The sequence below is a fragment of the Shewanella holmiensis genome, from assembly GCF_025370255.1.
Taxonomy (GTDB): Bacteria; Pseudomonadota; Gammaproteobacteria; order Enterobacterales; family Shewanellaceae; genus Shewanella; species Shewanella holmiensis.
On sequence record NZ_JAMTCD010000001.1, the window covers coordinates 55,339 to 71,712 of the forward strand.

The window sequence follows — 16,374 nt, forward strand, 5'->3', positions numbered from 1 at the left end:
AATATTCCCGCTAGGTCGGCGACATTGTAATGAAATTGGCTGCATTTCGCCAGTAACAAATTTTCGCTAAATATGTAATTTTATTAGACAAATACCCCAAAGGAGCTAGTTTTGAAGCAAAATCTAGTAATAATTACATCATTTAGTTTTATAAGCGCTTTTTTAGGGCTTTTAGGCTGCGAAAATGACCGAAATAGCGACGTGATTTGTAAAAATAATCCTGAACTTTGTGCAGATTTACATCGAGATAGTTGGTGCAGATTTGAAAAAGGTGATCTTGTTCGTCACAGATTAGTGCTCAAACAAGCTGAAACACCTTCAGGACAACAGCTTTTTCAACAACTTATTTATCTTGAAAACTACAGTAACTGTATCGAACTTGCTGCAGGCGTTCAGCACATATTAAATCCCGAACGCACGCAAGATAGAGAGCGAGCTTATGCTGTCAGTACCCAAACGTTAAATGAGCTGCAAGAATACACCAAAGATAATCCTGATATTTATCTCGCATATTACCGTTGGTTAAGGTTTAACGACAAAGCTTCACAGGATATTGTATTAGCTGCATACCAAGCAGGTAATGTCGCTGAACCACAAATACTAAGCCAATTAGCTGCATACTATGTAAGAGTCTCCCCTCTCGAAGCCAAACGTATCTACCGAGATTTATTTACCAAAACGAGTTTTGATAAATTCAATTCTGACTGGTTACTTGGTCTAGCAAGTGTTTTTCAGCAGCAACAAAATTTTGAATACGTTTATCTGTTTACTAAAGCAAATACGTTACTCACTGAAAATCAGGTAGATGAAAAACAACTTTTTGGTTTAATCGGTGGTAATCAAGTCTTAGCGCAGCAATTAGATCTGCAAGCGCAAACCTTGATATCTGATTTGAAAAGTGGCAATTTTGCCAACTCAGTAAGTGTAGTCTTGCTCAATGCCCCCGAAAACGCCCAATAATCACTTTCATTTCTTTGCTCATAAAAACCGCAAAAACCACAAAATGGAAATAAATTACGAAATTTATGGGTCTAAAAGCACTTTTATTAGCGATTTAGCTTGACGAACCCCACCAATTTGGTAATTTTACAACCAGGCGATTTATGTGCCACCAAATTTATTTTTAACTGAGGGATATGAGATGACTATCCGTGTTGCTATTAACGGCTATGGCCGTATCGGTCGTAATGTATTACGTGCTTTATATGAAAGCGAAAAAAACTACCCTATCGAAATCGTTGCTTTAAACGATTTGGGTGATGCTTCAATTAACGCGCATTTAACCAAGTATGATTCTGTTCATGGTCGTTTTAACGCTAAAGTTGATCATGATGATGAAGCTATCTATGTTAACGGTGATAAAATTCTAACGTTCCAAGAACGCGATCCATCTAAGTTACCTTGGGCTGAATTAAACGTTGATGTTGTATTTGAATGTACTGGTATTTTCACTTCTAAAGAGTCTGTACAGCCACATTTAAATGCGGGCGCAAAGAAAGTGATTATCTCTGCACCAGGTAAGAATGTTGATGCGACTGTAGTATATGGCGTGAACAACGACGTATTAACTGCAGACATGACTGTGATTTCAAATGCTTCATGTACAACAAACTGTTTAGCCCCTTTTGCTAAGCCTTTAAATGATGAAATTGGTATTGAATCAGGTTTAATGACCACCATTCATGCTTATACCAACGATCAACGTTTATCAGACGTTTACCACACTGACTTGCGTCGCGCTCGTGCTGCTGCAATGTCAATGATCCCAACTAAAACAGGTGCTGCGGCAGCCGTGGGTTTAGTGGTTCCTGAGTTGCAAGGTAAATTTGACGGCCTAGCTGTACGTGTACCAACGGTAAACGTTTCTTTAGTTGATTTAACCTTCTTAGCGTCTCGTGACACGACTGTTGAAGAAATCAATGAAATTGTGACTCGTGCATCTAAGCAAGCACCTATGTCAGAAGTACTGGCCATTAATGAAGAACCATTAGTGTCTATCGACTTTAACCACAATGCATTCTCTTCAAACTTCGATGCAACGCAAACACGTGTTAATGGTCGTCTTGTGAAAGTAATGTCATGGTATGACAACGAATGGGGTTTCAGTAACCGCATGCTAGATAACGCTGTAGCGTTGATGAACGCTAAGTAATCGTCTAATCGATTCGTTTTCTAAAAGCCTCGCATAATGCGGGGCTTTTTGTTTGGGTTTGGGCTCGATTTTAAATTTATCCATGTGGCTATTTAATATTTTGAACTAGCATCACGATTCACACTTAAATAAACGAATATTATTTCACTATTGTTGACATTAAAACTCAAGAATTGCCTACATCTTGCTATCATCATATTTTTCATTCCACCTTAAGGTCTGCTAATGATTTCAAAATTACCTCGTTGGGTAGAGTTTGGTTCATTTATTCTTGCTTTAGTGGCTGGAATAGTTAATGCAGTTGGGCTATTAGGTTTTCAACATCAATCAATTTCTCACCTTTCCGGCACTGCAACCATGCTAGGTACCGGTATTATTGGTGCTAATCTATTTGATGTCGTTCACCTAGCGCTTGTGTTACTGAGCTTTGTTATAGGCTCAGCCATTTCAGGATATTTTCTGCGAGGCGGCTCGTTAATTTTAGGCCGAAACTATAGTGGATTATTAATGCTTGAAGCGATATTTCTATTTAGCGCAGTATATTTTCTGTCTGCCGATTCAGTACAAGGGCATTATTTAGCTTCTGCCGCTTGCGGTCTACAAAATGCACTGGCAACTACGTACAGCGGTGCCGTTGTGCGAACGACGCATGTTACAGGGATATTTACTGATTTAGGTATTATGCTAGGCGCCAAGTTAAGAGGTGAAGCCTTTGATAAAAGAAAAGCTTTGCTATTTATATTGATCATTACCGGGTTTATTTCAGGCGGAGTGTTTGGTGCTTTGTTATTTACTCTCTTTAAGTTTAACGCGCTGTTTGTGCCAGCAAGTATCTGTGTAATGTTGGCAATAAGCTATTCGGTATATCTGTCGCAGTTAAAACGCTGACAATTCAAAATATTAACCCAATATTTTCTTTTACATACAAAAAAGCCGACAATTGTCGGCTTTTTCTTCAAGAATAATACTTAAGCATTACCCTTTACTTTCATGTTTAACGCTTTAGCAAAATCCAACATGCGCGTTAGTGGAATAAGTGCTTTAATCCGTAATGCATCGTCTACAAAAATTTCATGGTTGCTTTTATCTGTGTCAGATAATGATGCTTCAATGGCTTGTAAACCGTTCATCGCCATCCAAGGGCAATGAGCACAACTTTTACACGTTGCGCCATTCCCACCTGTTGGAGCTTCTATTAAAGTTTTACCTGGTGCTGCCTGTTGCATTTTGTAGAAAATACCACGATCCGTGGCAACGATGAAAGTTTGGTTATCCATCGTTTGCGCCGCTTTAATCAATTGACTGGTTGAGCCAACAGCATCTGCCATCTCAACGACGCTTGCTGGTGACTCGGGATGCACTAAAATCGCCGCATCAGGGTGTAACTTTTTCAACTCAAGTAATGCTTTAGATTTAAATTCATCATGCACAATACAATCGCCCTGCCACATCAGCATTTCTGCTCCGGTTTGCTTAGCGATGTACGAACCTAAGTGGCGGTCAGGACCCCAAATAATTTTTTTACCCTCTGAATCCAGATGCTCAACAATTTCAAGGGCAATACTTGAGGTAACAACCCAATCAGCACGAGCCTTAACCGCAGCAGAGGTATTGGCATATACCACAACGGTGTGATCTGGGTGCGCATCACAGAATTCACTGAATTGATCAATAGGGCAACCTAAATCGAGTGAGCAAGTTGCTTCTAGGGTTGGCATCAATATGGTTTTCTCAGGGCTGAGAATTTTTGCCGTTTCTCCCATAAACTTTACCCCTGCCACAATTAACGTTTTAGCAGGATGATCACGACCAAATCGGGCCATTTCTAATGAATCAGAAACGCAGCCACCGGTTTCTTCAGCTAAAGCTTGAATTTCAGGATCGGTATAATAATGCGCTACCAATACCGCATTTTGATCAATCAATAATTGTTTAATACGGGCCTTATAATCCTGCTTTTGTACATCAGACAAAACAGCCGGTTTAGGCGGAAAAGGATAATCAATCGTTTTAATTTGGGGTGCCGACAAGCTCATAACGGTTCCAATGGTGTGCATCTTTGGGCGAATTATACGAAAACTCACTCAAAAACAAAAGGACGCATTCAGCGTCCTTTATAAATTAAACATATTTACTGTGTTAACAAGCTTAACGCATTGCCATCATCATTTCTTGTGGTTGTTCTAAATAGTGTTTCCACAGATTACAAAAACGGGCAATGGTGCCGCCATCAATCACTCGATGGTCACCAGACCAACTCACTTGCATGAGCTTACGCGCTTCAACTTCCCCTTTTTGGTTGAATCGCGGCAAGGTTTGTAATTTACCTAATGCCACAATAGCCACTTCAGGTTTATTAATAATGGGCGTTGCAACTGTCCCGCCTAATGCACCTATGTTAGAAATTGAAATTGTGCCTTCTTTCAAATCTGCTGGAGATACCCGACCGCTTCTGGCATCTGCAGTCAATCGAGTGATTTCAGCAGCAACCTCTAAAATCGATTTTAAATGCACATCTTTCACATTAGGGACTAATAAGCCCACTTTTGAATCTACGGCCATGCCTATATTATGGCGTGACTTGTAAGTGATTTCAGTACAGTCAGCGTTCACTTGGCTATTAAGTATTGGAAACTCGTTCAATGCCAGCGACATTGCCTTCATAAAGAAAGGCATCATAGTAAGTTTAACTTCATCAGTTGAATAACGCTGTTTCATGCTTTCACGTAAAGCAACCAGTTCGGTTAAATCAAACTCTTCGCAATAGGTAAAATGAGGAATTGTCGAAACTGACTCTACCATCATTCTTGCCATAACCGCTTTAACACCTTTTATCGGTTCAACTCGATCCACACCTTTTGCAACAGGCGATGCCACACTTGTTGCAGCAACAGCAGGTGTTGTTACAGCTACGTTAACCGCTGCGCCTTTTTGATGACGTTCTACATCTTCTTTGTAGACGCGGCCATGTTTACCTGAACCTTGCACCTCAGCAATGTTGATGTCTAGTGTTCTAGCTAAACGGCGCACTGCAGGGCTGGCTAACGCTTTTCCTTGAACAACAGGCTCAGTAGAAACGGCTGAGCTAGCGGCTTGATTAACAACTTGCTGTGTAGATAGAGTTACAGGATCAGCTACAATCACATCACTTTCGACTTCAATTGCAAACAATGGCGAATGAACTTTAGCAAGCTGGCCTTTGCGATAATAGTGCTTCACAATTTTACCGGCCTTCATAGCAGGTATTTGTACTAACGCTTTATCTGTCATCACATCGGCAATCGGTTGATCTTCAACAACCATTTCACCTTCGGCCACGAGCCAATCTACAAGCTCACATTCAACAATGCCCTCACCGATATCCGGTAAAAGAAAATCTTCAACCATCACACCTGAAACAACCGCTGCCGGTGTCACTTGTTCAACAGCAACTGCATTCACGGCGGTATCACTGGTATCTGAAGCGGTATCATCAGCCACTTTAACCGCGTACAAAGGCGCATGAACGATTGCGATTTCGCCTTTGGCGTAATAAAGCTTAGTGATCACACCAGCATAAGGCGCAGGAATTTGCACTAATGCTTTATCTGTCATCACATCGGCAATCGGCTGATCTTCAACAACTGTGTCGCCTTCAGCAACTAACCAGTCTACCAACTCGCATTCAACAACGCCTTCGCCGATATCGGGTAAAATAAAATCTTTAATCATGACCACTCCTAAAATGCCATTGTTGCTTTGATGGCTTCAAATGTTTTCAGCTCATCTGGCATATATTCTTTTTCATGAATGAGTGGGTATGGTGTATCTAAACCACAAACTCGATTAATGGGTGACTCAAGATGCAAGAAACATTCTTGTTGAATCGTGGCAGCAATCTCCCCCGCAAAGCCACCAGTTAGCGGCGCTTCATGGTTGATAACCAGACGACCCGTTTTCTTAACTGACTTTGCAACAGTATCTATATCCCAAGGAGATAGAGTACGTAAGTCAATTATTTCACAAGAAATGCCTTCTTTCTCAGCCATCACACAGGCTTTTTCAACAATTTCCATCTGTGCGCCCCAAGCAAGCACGGTAATATCAGTGCCTTGCTTGACAACATCTGCTTTACCTAACTCAATTTGATAATCGCCTTCAGGCACTTCGCCCACAGACGCTCGATATAATCGTTTAGGCTCAAAGAAAATAACAGGATTAGGATCACGGATTGCTGCCAATAATAATCCTTTTGCTTGTTCAGGATTACGTGGCACTACCACCTTTAAACCCGGTGTTTGGGTAAAATAAGCTTCTGGAGATTGCGAATGATAATGTCCACCAGCAATACCGCCGCCATAAGGGGTGCGAAATGTTAATCCGCCAACATTAAATTCATTACCACTGCGGTAACGGAATTTAGCGGTTTCATTGACGATTTGATCAAACGCAGGGAAGATATAATCCGCAAATTGAATTTCAGCAACGGGCGTCATGCCATGTGATGCTAAACCATTGGCAAATCCGGCAATACCTTGTTCAGTAAGCGGCGTATTAAAACAGCGGTCGCGACCAAACTGCTCTTGTAAGCCTGAAGTTGCACGGAAAACACCGCCAAAATGGCCAACATCTTCCCCGAAAACTACCATGCGCTCATCCGCTTTCATGGCAATTGATAACGCCTCATTGATGGCGTGTAACATATTCATTTGAGCCACGGCTTATAATCTCCCTGCACTTTTCGGATAGGCTTTAGGATACTTATTAATGTGTTCTTTTAAGTCTTTTAGCTGCTTTTTCAGCACTGCTGTTGGCTTGTCTAACACATCTTCAATAATTTCATCCAATCGAGGCACAGGTAACTTTTCAGCGACTTTAACCGCAGCGAGAACTTCTTCACGATATTGTTCATGGGTTTTAACGTCGTCAGCTTCGTTTAACCAACCTTTATTGATTAACCACAACTTGAAACGTTTTACCGGATCATGTTGCTGCCATTTAGCTTCTTCATCTTTAGAGCGGTAACCTGAAGGATCGTCTGACGATGAATGCGCCCCTAAACGGTAAGTCATGGCTTCAATCAATACAGGGGCATTATTCTCTAAAGCATAAGCTCTGGCTTGCTGCGTAGCGGCTAACACGGCCAGCATATCATTGCCGTCAACACGAATGGTGTGCATACCATAACCGACGCCACGACTGGCAATGCCATTACCCGCATATTGTTCTTCAGTAGGCGTTGAAATGGCATAGCCATTATTTCGACAGAAGAAAATTACGGGCGCTTTAAGTACTGCGGCCATGTTCAAACCTGCATGAAAATCGCCTTCAGAGGCTGCGCCTTCACCAAAATAACAAATGGTTACATTGCGCTCACCCTTGAGCTTTTGTCCATAAGCAACACCTGTAGCTTGAGGGATTTGCGTCGCAAGAGGAGATGAAATTGTATGGTAATTTAGTGCTTTACTACCGTAATGGATAGGCATTTGACGACCTTTACCAAGATCTTTTTCATTACTGAACATCTGGTTCATAAACTGCTCAGTAGTAAAACCTCGGTAACGCAAAGCCGCATGTTCACGGTATTGCGCTAAAATCACATCACCTTTGTCCAATGCGGCAGTACTACCAATAATGGCGGCTTCTTCACCGGTACAGGTCATATAAAAACTAATACGGCCCTGACGCTGTGCACCTAGCATCCGCTCATCTAATACTCGGGTAAATACGCAAGTGTCGTAAATTTTTGCGGCTAAGTCCTGGTCTATAACCGGTAAAACAGCATTTTCATACGTTGTACCGTCTGCCTGTAAAACCCGCAGAATTGGAATGTGCAATGACGCCTTGTCAAGAAAGCTGACACGATGCACTGTTTCGTTGCTCAGTGTTGCGTTGCTCATAATGTGCTCTTGTTCTTGTGAAGTGCCACCTCAAGGGTAGCAGTCTAATTATAATTCGCCGACAAACATTACGTTAACGTAAACTTCCATACAATAGTTTACTGGACAGCGTTATCAAATCTTAGTCGACAAGCTTGTATATTTTGCTTTACGCCTTGCTAAACCGCCTACTGTACATCTTCATCAGGTGCAGGAACTAAACACAACACAGTGCGCTGACCTACCGGTACCTTAGCATTAGGGAACACAATTGCTTCAACCTGATGCTCGACCTTAATCTGTTGACCCGCTTCAGTGGCTAATGGCTCACCTTGCTTGAATTGGCTAAAGTTAGGTGCATCATTGGCAAAACTAAATGCAAAGTCTTCGGCAGTTTTATTTATAGAACGTGACACTTTATATAAATTCAATTGCGAAGATTGATAAGGTGCAACGGCCAGGACCTCTTCAGTGATCAGGTTTGTGAGCATACGTTTTGTGTCTTCAAAACGGCTCATATCATTTTCACCAAATGGCATGACTTTGCCTAACTCAACCGTGAAGGCATCGGCTTTGAATTGCTCTGATGAATAATAGCTGAATGTGGTAGTCGGTTCATGGTGGAATAAAATGGTATCTACGCCACATGCGGCTAAAAACATCATTTGTTCGCCACTATAACTTCTGCCTGGACGATAAGGATAAATTGCAAACTTTTCATGTTTAGACGCTCGGATTGCGGTATGTAAATCATAATGAATCCGCTGAGCACCTGCCTGGCCTTGATTGAAAAAATCTGCCACATACAGTTCTAACGCTTTTGCTCTTACTCGTTCAGCATTGACTAAACCTTGTCCATTAGAGTGAGCACCACTGAATAAACGGTTCATGTTTTCTTCAAGAAAACGGGTCTTATTTAATATGGCTGGCGGATTACCAATCAGAAACAACACGCGGTGTTGGGTAATCAGGGTTTCGCTGAGTAACGATTTGATTAATTGGTTACAAATTTCGATTGGCGCGGTTTCATTGCCGTGGATCGCACATGAAAGCACAATATCTTTAGGCGCTTTGGCTGCTGTTTTTAATGGCGTGAAAACAATCACTCCAGTATCAAGTATGTCAACTTGAGTATGATTTCCTAAATGAAAGTGATATTGCTGTGGCAGAGAAAGCGGGCTTTCTAAAGTAAAAGCTAAAAAATCTCGGGTTTCCATAAGCGGTGAAGTCAATTTACGCTCCTTGCTGTTGTTATTATTTGGGGTATTTGCTTGTTTTTCCTTAGGTGAATTCTATCACATACGCAAACAAATTAAATTGATCCCCTAAAAAGTCCTTTTGGTAAGATTCAACGCTTGCATATATTGTCAAACTTAATCACAATTACGGCCATCTAGACTTCTATAATGTAAAAGGTGTGTCATGGCGTTAGCAACATTTGGTGCAGGTTGTTTCTGGGGTGTCGAATATTTCTTCCGTGAAATAAATGGCGTGAATAACGCAACATGTGGCTATATGGGCGGAAAAGATAGCGCAACCACTTACAAAGAAGTGAAGTCAGGTACTACTGGCCATGCCGAAGTTGTCCAAGTAGAGTTTGATGAAAACGTTGTCAGCTATGATGATCTTTTGGATGTTTTTTGGAAAAATCACAATCCAACACAGCTAAACATGCAAGGTGGCGATATTGGCACTCAATATCGGAGTACTATTTTCTTCCATGACAAGCAACAAAAAGCTCAGGCTGAAGCATCCAAGCTCGCGTTTGCCAGAAGCGGTCGATGGGGAACGCGTCATATTGTCACTGAAATAGTGCCTTTACAAACCTTCCACATCGCTGAAGACTATCATCAGAACTATCTTGAGAAAAATAATCTGCCTTCTTGTCACCTTACTTATTAAATCTGTGGTGGTGTCAGAAATATTTTTCGACTGACACCATTTATTGACACACTAGATTAGCCCAATCGGTTATCAATCTTGCTTGTGCCCTTTACCCGCTTTGGTAAATTCCCTACAATCTTAGCCAATTGCATCATGCATCTAATCGGAGAATTAAAATGAGTGAAGCTCGTCATAGTAACCTATTAATTTTAGGTTCTGGCCCAGCTGGTTATACAGCAGCGGTATATGCTGCACGTGCCAACCTAAAACCTGTAATGATTACGGGTATGCAGCAAGGTGGTCAATTAACCACGACAACCGAAGTAGAAAACTGGCCAGGCGATGCCGAAGACTTAACCGGTCCAGCATTAATGGAACGTATGCAAAAGCATGCAGAGAAATTTGATACTGAAATTCTTTTTGATCACATTAACGAAGTGACCTTAACTGAACGTCCATTTCGTTTAAAGGGTGATAATGGCGAATACACATGTGATGCATTAATTATTGCCACAGGTGCCTCAGCTAAATATTTAGGGTTACCATCAGAAGAAGCTTTCATGGGCCGTGGCGTTTCAGCTTGTGCAACTTGTGACGGTTTTTTCTATCGCAATCAAAAAGTGGCAGTTATTGGTGGCGGTAACACTGCTGTTGAAGAAGCGCTTTACCTAAGCAATATCGCTTCTGAAGTACACCTTATTCACCGTCGTGACTCGTTCCGCTCTGAGAAAATCTTAATCGACCGCCTAATGGATAAAGTTGCCAATGGCAACATTATTCTTCATTTAGACCAAACGCTTGAAGAGGTGGTAGGTAACCAAATGGGCGTGACTGGACTGAAAAAGAAAAGCACCAAAGATGGCTCTATTACTGATTTAGAGGTTGCTGGCGTATTCGTTGCTATTGGTCACAGCCCTAATACAGGTATTTTTGAAGGCCAACTTGAAATGAACCACGGTTACTTAAAGGTGAACAGTGGATTACAGGGAAATGCGACCCAAACCAGCATTGAAGGCATTTATGCCTGTGGCGATGTGATGGATCAACATTACCGTCAAGCGATTACCTCAGCCGGTACAGGTTGTATGGCAGCGTTAGACGCTGAGCGTTATCTTGATGCTAAAAAGTAATTTAAATTACATTTGCTAATTAAAATGCCAATCCATTGATTGGCATTTTTTTTAAATAACAATCGAAATACTCAACACACTCAACACACTCAACACAGGTTAATTAGTCTAAAAATGTCGCTTTAACGCACAATGAAAATGTATTAAACAAACCCAATAGCAATATTTAGTCTGCTTAAAATCAAACTTTAAGCTGGTAAAACACGACTTGCTGGTTGTCTGGTACGTCTGGATGTGGTGCTTTTTTCATAAATGACATTCCCAATTTAGTCATAATGTTAATTGAGCCTACATTGTCTTCGTCAGCAATGGCACTTAACGCACTCACTTCTGGATGACTTGCGACAAAATCTGCAATCGCTTTAGCAGCTTCAGTCCCAATCCCCTGCCCCCAAGCTATTTTCTTAAAGCGCCAACCTAACTCAATATCATTAACAAGAGGAGTATCAGTAAAAAACAACATCGGTCGCACTAAAATCCAACCAAGATATTCTCCCGCTAATGTTTCCGGGATCTCTTTAACGGCTTTAGCATACACCTTCCATAAGCCATATCCCTTAAGCGGATCATGATAACGTTTTAGACGGGGCATGAAATATTGCTCAATTTGTTCCATGGTGGTTTTATGGCCGCCGTTGATGAAACGCATCACGGCTTCATCCTGATCAAGCTCGAACAGCAAAGCTTGTTCATCAAGTGTCATTTGTGTCAGCTGTAGCCGAGTTGTTTCTATGATGCGAGGCTCTGCCATAGTTGCTAATCCTAGTGTTGATGATCTTCTACTTCGTAAGCACAGTATAAATGTAAATACTTTGCATACCTTTGACACACAAGTTTACACATTGAAATAACACCAAAACAACATTTAGATTAATATAAGCTTAAATTACGCCATGGTTGGATGACATCTCATGGCAAAAATAATTGCTAACACAAAGATAAATAAGAGGAAGTGTCGTGGCGACGAGAAAACAAATCATATTACCCATAGTCGTTTTAGGACTAGGCGTTGGTGCATTAGTCGGTATATCGGCATTAAAAAAGCCTCCTGAAGAAAAGCCTGCATTAGATAGCACTCCATTAGTCTCAGTTGAAGTCATTGAATACCAACCGATGACATTCAGTGTATCCTCTTATGGTGTAGTGCAGCCCAAATACAATACCGACCTGGTGTCACAAGTGAATGGTGAAATTACCTATTTATCAGATACCTTTGTTAAAGGTGGTTTTGTGAAGGCTGGTGAAATACTGGCTAAAATTGATGCTAGTGATTACGAGTCAGACCTTCTTGATGCCCAAGCCAGTATTGCTTCTGCCCAAGCATCATTAGTGCAAGAGCGCGCAAATGCTAAAGTGGCAGAAAAAGAATGGGCTGAAATCAGTAACGGTACCCCTACCGCTTTAAGTTTACGTAAGCCACAGTTAGCCCAAGAAATCGCTCGCCTCAAAAGTGCTGAAGCAGGACTTCACCGCGCTGAAAGAAACCTTGAAAGAACCATTATCCGCGCGCCCTACGATTCATTAGTCTCTAGCCGAGAAGTTGGTTTAGGTTCATACGTTAGCAAAGGATCACCTATTGGTGGACTATTAAGTACTGATGTCGCCGAAGTTCGTCTGCCTTTAGCCGATAAAGAAATTCAATATTTAGACTCCAAAGGCTTAAATGCAACTGTTGCCTTAGTGGGTAGCTTTGCCGGGAACAAGCAAGTATGGCAAGGCAAGATTGTTCGCAGTGAAGGTGTGGTTGATAGTAAAAGCCGGATGACCTATTTAGTGGCAGAAGTGATTGACCCATATGGTTTGAAATCAGATCAGCGCGAGCTACGCTTTGGTACTTATGTAACGGCAAACATTAACGGAGCCAACGCTGGCGAAGTTGCCATTGTTCCACGACACCTCATTGTTAATGGCCAAGTGGCCATCATGGATAATGAACAAAAATTACGTTACAAAGACGTCACTATGTTACGCCAAGAAGGCTCAAAAGTTGTGATATCTGAAGGACTTGAAGACGGTATGCAACTTATCACATCCGCACTCGACTATCCTGTCGAAGGTATGAAACTTGCTCTTCCTGCGGATAAGTTACTTCAAAAAGAACCGCAAACCGACAGCGAATCGCAGACAGAACTCGCTATGGGTGATGAGGAGTAATCATGGAAGATACAAATAAGGGATTGATTGCCTGGTTTGCACGTAACTCAGTTGCTGCTAACTTATTAATGATCATCATTTTACTGGGTGGGCTATTAACCGCAAACTCCATTAGAAAACAGTTTTTCCCCGCGGTAGAAATAAACTGGATTGAATTTAGTGCAGTGTATTCAGGTACTGCGCCGCAAGAAGTAGAAGAAGGTATTACGGTTAAAATTGAGCAAGCACTTGAGCGTGTTCAAGGGTTAAAGCGAATTATTACTTACTCTAATCGCAATATGGCTAATGGTTATTTTCAAATTGAAGACGAATATGACCCACAAGTCGTTTTGGAAGAGGTTAAATCCGAAATTGATTCTATTTCAACCTTTCCTGCTGGAATGGAACCACCAAAAGTTGAGCGCATAAAAATTCGTCAAGAAGTCATGTATTTAAGTTTATATGGTGACTTATCACAACGTCAGTTAAAAGACTTAGGTGAGCGTATTCATGATGAAATGATGCAGCTGCCAGGAGTTAATATTACCGAGTATTACGGCGGTTTAGCTTATGAAATCAGCGTAGAAGTTAGTAAAGATCGCTTACGTGAATTTGGCTTAACCTTTAATGATGTGGCAGAAGCGGTTCGCGGGTATTCCCGCAACATGTCAGCAGGCCAGATAAAAGCAGAGAACGGCTATATCAACCTCAGGGTAGAAAACCAAGCTTATGTCGGTTATGAATTTGAAGATTTACCTTTATTAACCCTTGAGGATGGCACCACAATTCTCGTTGGCGATATTGCCACTGTCACTGATGGCTTTGAAGACGGTATCCAATATTCAAAATTTAATGGTAAAAACTCAGTCACATTCTTTATTGGTGCGGCACGCAACCAAAGTATTACTGATGTGGCTAAAACAATTCGCGATTATGTAGATAAAAAACAAAAAGTATTGCCTCAAGGTGTTCAACTTGAACCCTGGGTTGATATGACCTATTACCTTGAAGGCCGTTTAGATTTAATGCTTGATAGCATGAAGTCTGGTGCAGTCTTAGTATTTTTAATGCTTGCGCTGTTTCTTCGGGTTCGCTTAGCTTTCTGGGTAATGATGGGCTTACCAGTATGTTTTCTTGGTACCCTGCTGTTCATGCCGTTATCGTTCATCGATGTCACCATTAACGTGATCAGCTTATTCGCTTTCATTCTGGTATTGGGTATCGTTGTTGATGATGCCATTGTGATGGGCGAAAGCGCGCATACTGAAAGCCAAGAGCATGGACAAAGCGTTGAAAGCGTTATTAGAGGTGTACAAAAAGTGGCGATGCCAGCAACATTTGGCGTATTAACCACCATTGCGGCTTTCCTACCTATTACCTTAGACGATGGCCCGTCAAGCGCATTTGGTCAAGCCATTGGTTTTGTCGTTATTTTGTGTTTAGTTTTCTCACTTATCGAATCTAAATTGATCCTGCCTGCCCATTTAGCCCACATGAAACGCCCAAAGGTTGTTCAACCTGGATCTAAAAATCCGCTCGATTGGTTACGTAATGGGGTTAATTTTGTTCAAGCGCGTGTTGATAAAGGCTTGAGTTGGTTTATAGAAAATATATACCGCCCTAGCTTACAACTAGCCGTTAAATACCGCTATACCGTGATAATGCTATTTATAAGCTTCATTTTAATCTGTGCAGGGCTTTATGCTGGTGGACTGGTACGATTTATTGGCCAACCAAAAATTCCCCATGATTTTCCACGTGTTAAAATTGAAATGAACGTCGATGCATCTGAAAAGTCAACTCTTGAAGCGGCATTAGCTATCGAAGCGACCTTATATAGCGTTGACAAAGAACTGGTTGAAAAATATGGCCAAGGTATGATCTCTGAAATGCAAGTCGACCTGCGAGGCCGCACCAGCGCAGAGGTAATGACCAAGTTAGTTGACCCAGAGTTACGGCCGATGAATACCTTCGAGGTTGCTGAGTTATGGCGTCAAAAGATGCCACAAATTCCTGGGGTTAAATCTTTCACTATTCAAGACAGTTTATTTGGTGGTGGCCTTGAAGACGGTGACATTAGTTTCCGTTTGGAAGGTAAAGATGAAACACAATTAGTGGCAGCGTCATTAGCTTTGAAAGAAAAGCTAAACTCACTCAAAGGTGTCAGCGATGTTAATGATAGTCGCCAATCCAGTGCTAAAGAAGTGCAGTTCCAACTTAAGCCGTTAGCACACAGTTTAGGGCTGACTTTAGCCAACATTGCAGGGCAAGTGGGTAATAGTTTTTATGGATTAGAAGCACAGCGTATTATCCGTAACGGTGAAGAAATCAAAGTGATGTTGCGCTACCCTGAAGAGCAACGTAACTCGATTGCCTTAGTTCAAGATGTGTTGATAAAAACCAGCCAAGGTGCTGAACTGCCTTTATCTGAAGTAGCTGAAATATCAGTCGTTCAAGGGGTAAACAGTATTCGCCGCGAAAATGGCAATCGTACCATCAATGTTTGGGCATCCGTTGATGCAGATCAAGCGGAGCCATTTAAGCTTGCTAAAGATATCCGCGACAATTTTATGCCAGAATTGTTGGCTAAATACCCTAGGGTGCGTAGTGAAGTATCTGGCAGTATTCAGGAGCAGTTAGACAGTGCTGACACGCAAATGCGAGATTTTATTATCTCGCTACTTGTGATATACAGCCTGCTGGCGATTCCGTTGAAATCATACCTTCAACCAATAATGATCATGTCGGTGATCCCTTTCGGTGTCATTGGCTCAGTTCTTGGTCATATCTTGTTAGGTATTGATTTAAGCGCATTATCAATGTTCGGTATCATTGCCGCAGCAGGTGTGGTGGTAAACGATAGCCTAGTGATGGTGGATTATGTCAATAAATCACGCTTACAAGGTGTGGCGATAAAAGAAGCTGTGTTAAATGCTGGTTGCCGTCGTTTTCGAGCGATTATGTTGACATCGTTAACGACCTTTATCGGACTTGTACCCATTATGGCCGAAACCAGCATGCAGGCTCAAATGGTTATTCCTATGGCGGTTTCGCTTGCTTTTGGTGTGTTGTTTGCAACCGTAGTCACGTTATGCCTTATCCCCTGTTTGTACATTGCCATTGAGGATAGCAAAACCATGATGCGTAAAATGATTGCGATATACATTCCAGAAAAAGCGCATCCTGCAACCTGATATATGGGTTAATCAACGCAAAA

General features: G+C 41.7%; 13 protein-coding genes. 7 read left to right on the forward strand and 6 right to left on the reverse strand.

Features of this window, described 5'->3' with window-relative positions; genetic code table 11:
* Nucleotides 1-111 precede the first annotated feature (111 nt).
* The 3 genes from NE535_RS00205 to NE535_RS00215 all read left to right on the forward strand — a co-directional run bounded on the left by NE535_RS00205 (nucleotide 112) and on the right by NE535_RS00215 (nucleotide 3,040).
* Nucleotides 112-960 (forward strand): DUF2989 domain-containing protein, encoded by an 849-nt coding sequence (locus tag NE535_RS00205; RefSeq protein ID WP_261296687.1) that lies wholly within the window; start codon nucleotides 112-114, stop codon nucleotides 958-960.
* Nucleotides 961-1,141: 181 nt separating this feature from the next.
* Nucleotides 1,142-2,152, forward strand: coding sequence for a type I glyceraldehyde-3-phosphate dehydrogenase (gene gap / locus NE535_RS00210; RefSeq protein WP_261296688.1), 1,011 nt, complete (start codon nucleotides 1,142-1,144; stop codon nucleotides 2,150-2,152).
* A gap of 225 nt (nucleotides 2,153-2,377) precedes the next feature.
* A complete protein-coding gene (locus tag NE535_RS00215; RefSeq protein ID WP_261296689.1) occupies nucleotides 2,378-3,040 on the forward strand; it encodes a YoaK family protein in 663 nt (220 codons plus the stop codon).
* Nucleotides 3,041-3,120: 80 nt separating this feature from the next.
* Here the strand turns inward: NE535_RS00215 and nadA are convergent, their stop codons facing one another.
* The 5 genes from nadA to astE all read right to left on the reverse strand — a co-directional run bounded on the left by nadA (nucleotide 3,121) and on the right by astE (nucleotide 9,242).
* Nucleotides 3,121-4,188, reverse strand: a complete 1,068-nt coding sequence (nadA, locus tag NE535_RS00220) for a quinolinate synthase NadA (protein ID WP_261296690.1) — start codon at nucleotides 4,186-4,188, stop codon at nucleotides 3,121-3,123.
* A gap of 112 nt (nucleotides 4,189-4,300) precedes the next feature.
* A complete protein-coding gene (locus NE535_RS00225) occupies nucleotides 4,301-5,863 on the reverse strand; it encodes a dihydrolipoyllysine-residue acetyltransferase (RefSeq protein ID WP_261296691.1) in 1,563 nt (520 codons plus the stop codon).
* 8 nt (nucleotides 5,864-5,871) lie between these two features.
* Entirely contained in the window at nucleotides 5,872-6,849 is a 978-nt protein-coding gene (locus NE535_RS00230) for an alpha-ketoacid dehydrogenase subunit beta (RefSeq protein WP_261296692.1), read from the reverse strand.
* 3 nt (nucleotides 6,850-6,852) lie between these two features.
* Nucleotides 6,853-8,031, reverse strand: coding sequence for a thiamine pyrophosphate-dependent dehydrogenase E1 component subunit alpha (locus tag NE535_RS00235; RefSeq protein WP_261296693.1), 1,179 nt, complete (start codon nucleotides 8,029-8,031; stop codon nucleotides 6,853-6,855).
* A gap of 167 nt (nucleotides 8,032-8,198) precedes the next feature.
* Complete coding sequence (astE, locus tag NE535_RS00240; RefSeq protein WP_261296694.1) at nucleotides 8,199-9,242, reverse strand: succinylglutamate desuccinylase; 1,044 nt, start codon at nucleotides 9,240-9,242, stop codon at nucleotides 8,199-8,201.
* A gap of 190 nt (nucleotides 9,243-9,432) precedes the next feature.
* Here astE and msrA point away from each other — a divergent pair, with 190 nt between their 5' ends.
* The gene (gene msrA / locus NE535_RS00245) at nucleotides 9,433-9,912 is read left to right on the forward strand and encodes a peptide-methionine (S)-S-oxide reductase MsrA (protein ID WP_261296695.1); all 480 of its coding nucleotides are present in this window, start codon (nucleotides 9,433-9,435) and stop codon (nucleotides 9,910-9,912) included.
* A 158-nt stretch (nucleotides 9,913-10,070) separates the two neighbouring features.
* Nucleotides 10,071-11,024, forward strand: coding sequence for a thioredoxin-disulfide reductase (gene trxB / locus NE535_RS00250; protein WP_261296696.1), 954 nt, complete (start codon nucleotides 10,071-10,073; stop codon nucleotides 11,022-11,024).
* A gap of 181 nt (nucleotides 11,025-11,205) precedes the next feature.
* Here trxB and NE535_RS00255 read toward each other — a convergent pair whose 3' ends face one another.
* Nucleotides 11,206-11,775, reverse strand: a complete 570-nt coding sequence (locus NE535_RS00255; RefSeq protein WP_261296697.1) for a GNAT family N-acetyltransferase — start codon at nucleotides 11,773-11,775, stop codon at nucleotides 11,206-11,208.
* A gap of 206 nt (nucleotides 11,776-11,981) precedes the next feature.
* Here NE535_RS00255 and NE535_RS00260 point away from each other — a divergent pair, with 206 nt between their 5' ends.
* Both NE535_RS00260 and NE535_RS00265 read left to right on the forward strand, forming a co-directional pair.
* Nucleotides 11,982-13,178 carry an efflux RND transporter periplasmic adaptor subunit gene (locus NE535_RS00260; protein ID WP_261296698.1) on the forward strand — a complete coding sequence of 399 codons (1,197 nt, stop codon included), beginning with the start codon at nucleotides 11,982-11,984 and terminating at the stop codon, nucleotides 13,176-13,178.
* Between the two features lie 2 nt (nucleotides 13,179-13,180).
* Nucleotides 13,181-16,351, forward strand: a complete 3,171-nt coding sequence (locus NE535_RS00265; protein WP_261296699.1) for an efflux RND transporter permease subunit — start codon at nucleotides 13,181-13,183, stop codon at nucleotides 16,349-16,351.
* Nucleotides 16,352-16,374: the final 23 nt, after the last annotated feature.

Coding starts and splice junctions, on each gene's coding strand:
- gap (WP_261296688.1), top strand. CDS start 1,142: ATGACTATCCGTGTTGCTATTAACGGCTATGGCCGTATCGGTCGTAAT.
- NE535_RS00235 (WP_261296693.1), bottom strand. CDS start 8,031: ATGAGCAACGCAACACTGAGCAACGAAACAGTGCATCGTGTCAGCTTT.
- NE535_RS00225 (WP_261296691.1), bottom strand. CDS start 5,863: ATGATTAAAGATTTTATTTTACCCGATATCGGCGAAGGCGTTGTTGAA.
- trxB (WP_261296696.1), top strand. CDS start 10,071: ATGAGTGAAGCTCGTCATAGTAACCTATTAATTTTAGGTTCTGGCCCA.
- NE535_RS00215 (WP_261296689.1), top strand. CDS start 2,378: ATGATTTCAAAATTACCTCGTTGGGTAGAGTTTGGTTCATTTATTCTT.
- nadA (WP_261296690.1), bottom strand. CDS start 4,188: ATGAGCTTGTCGGCACCCCAAATTAAAACGATTGATTATCCTTTTCCG.
- NE535_RS00255 (WP_261296697.1), bottom strand. CDS start 11,775: ATGGCAGAGCCTCGCATCATAGAAACAACTCGGCTACAGCTGACACAA.
- NE535_RS00265 (WP_261296699.1), top strand. CDS start 13,181: ATGGAAGATACAAATAAGGGATTGATTGCCTGGTTTGCACGTAACTCA.
- msrA (WP_261296695.1), top strand. CDS start 9,433: ATGGCGTTAGCAACATTTGGTGCAGGTTGTTTCTGGGGTGTCGAATAT.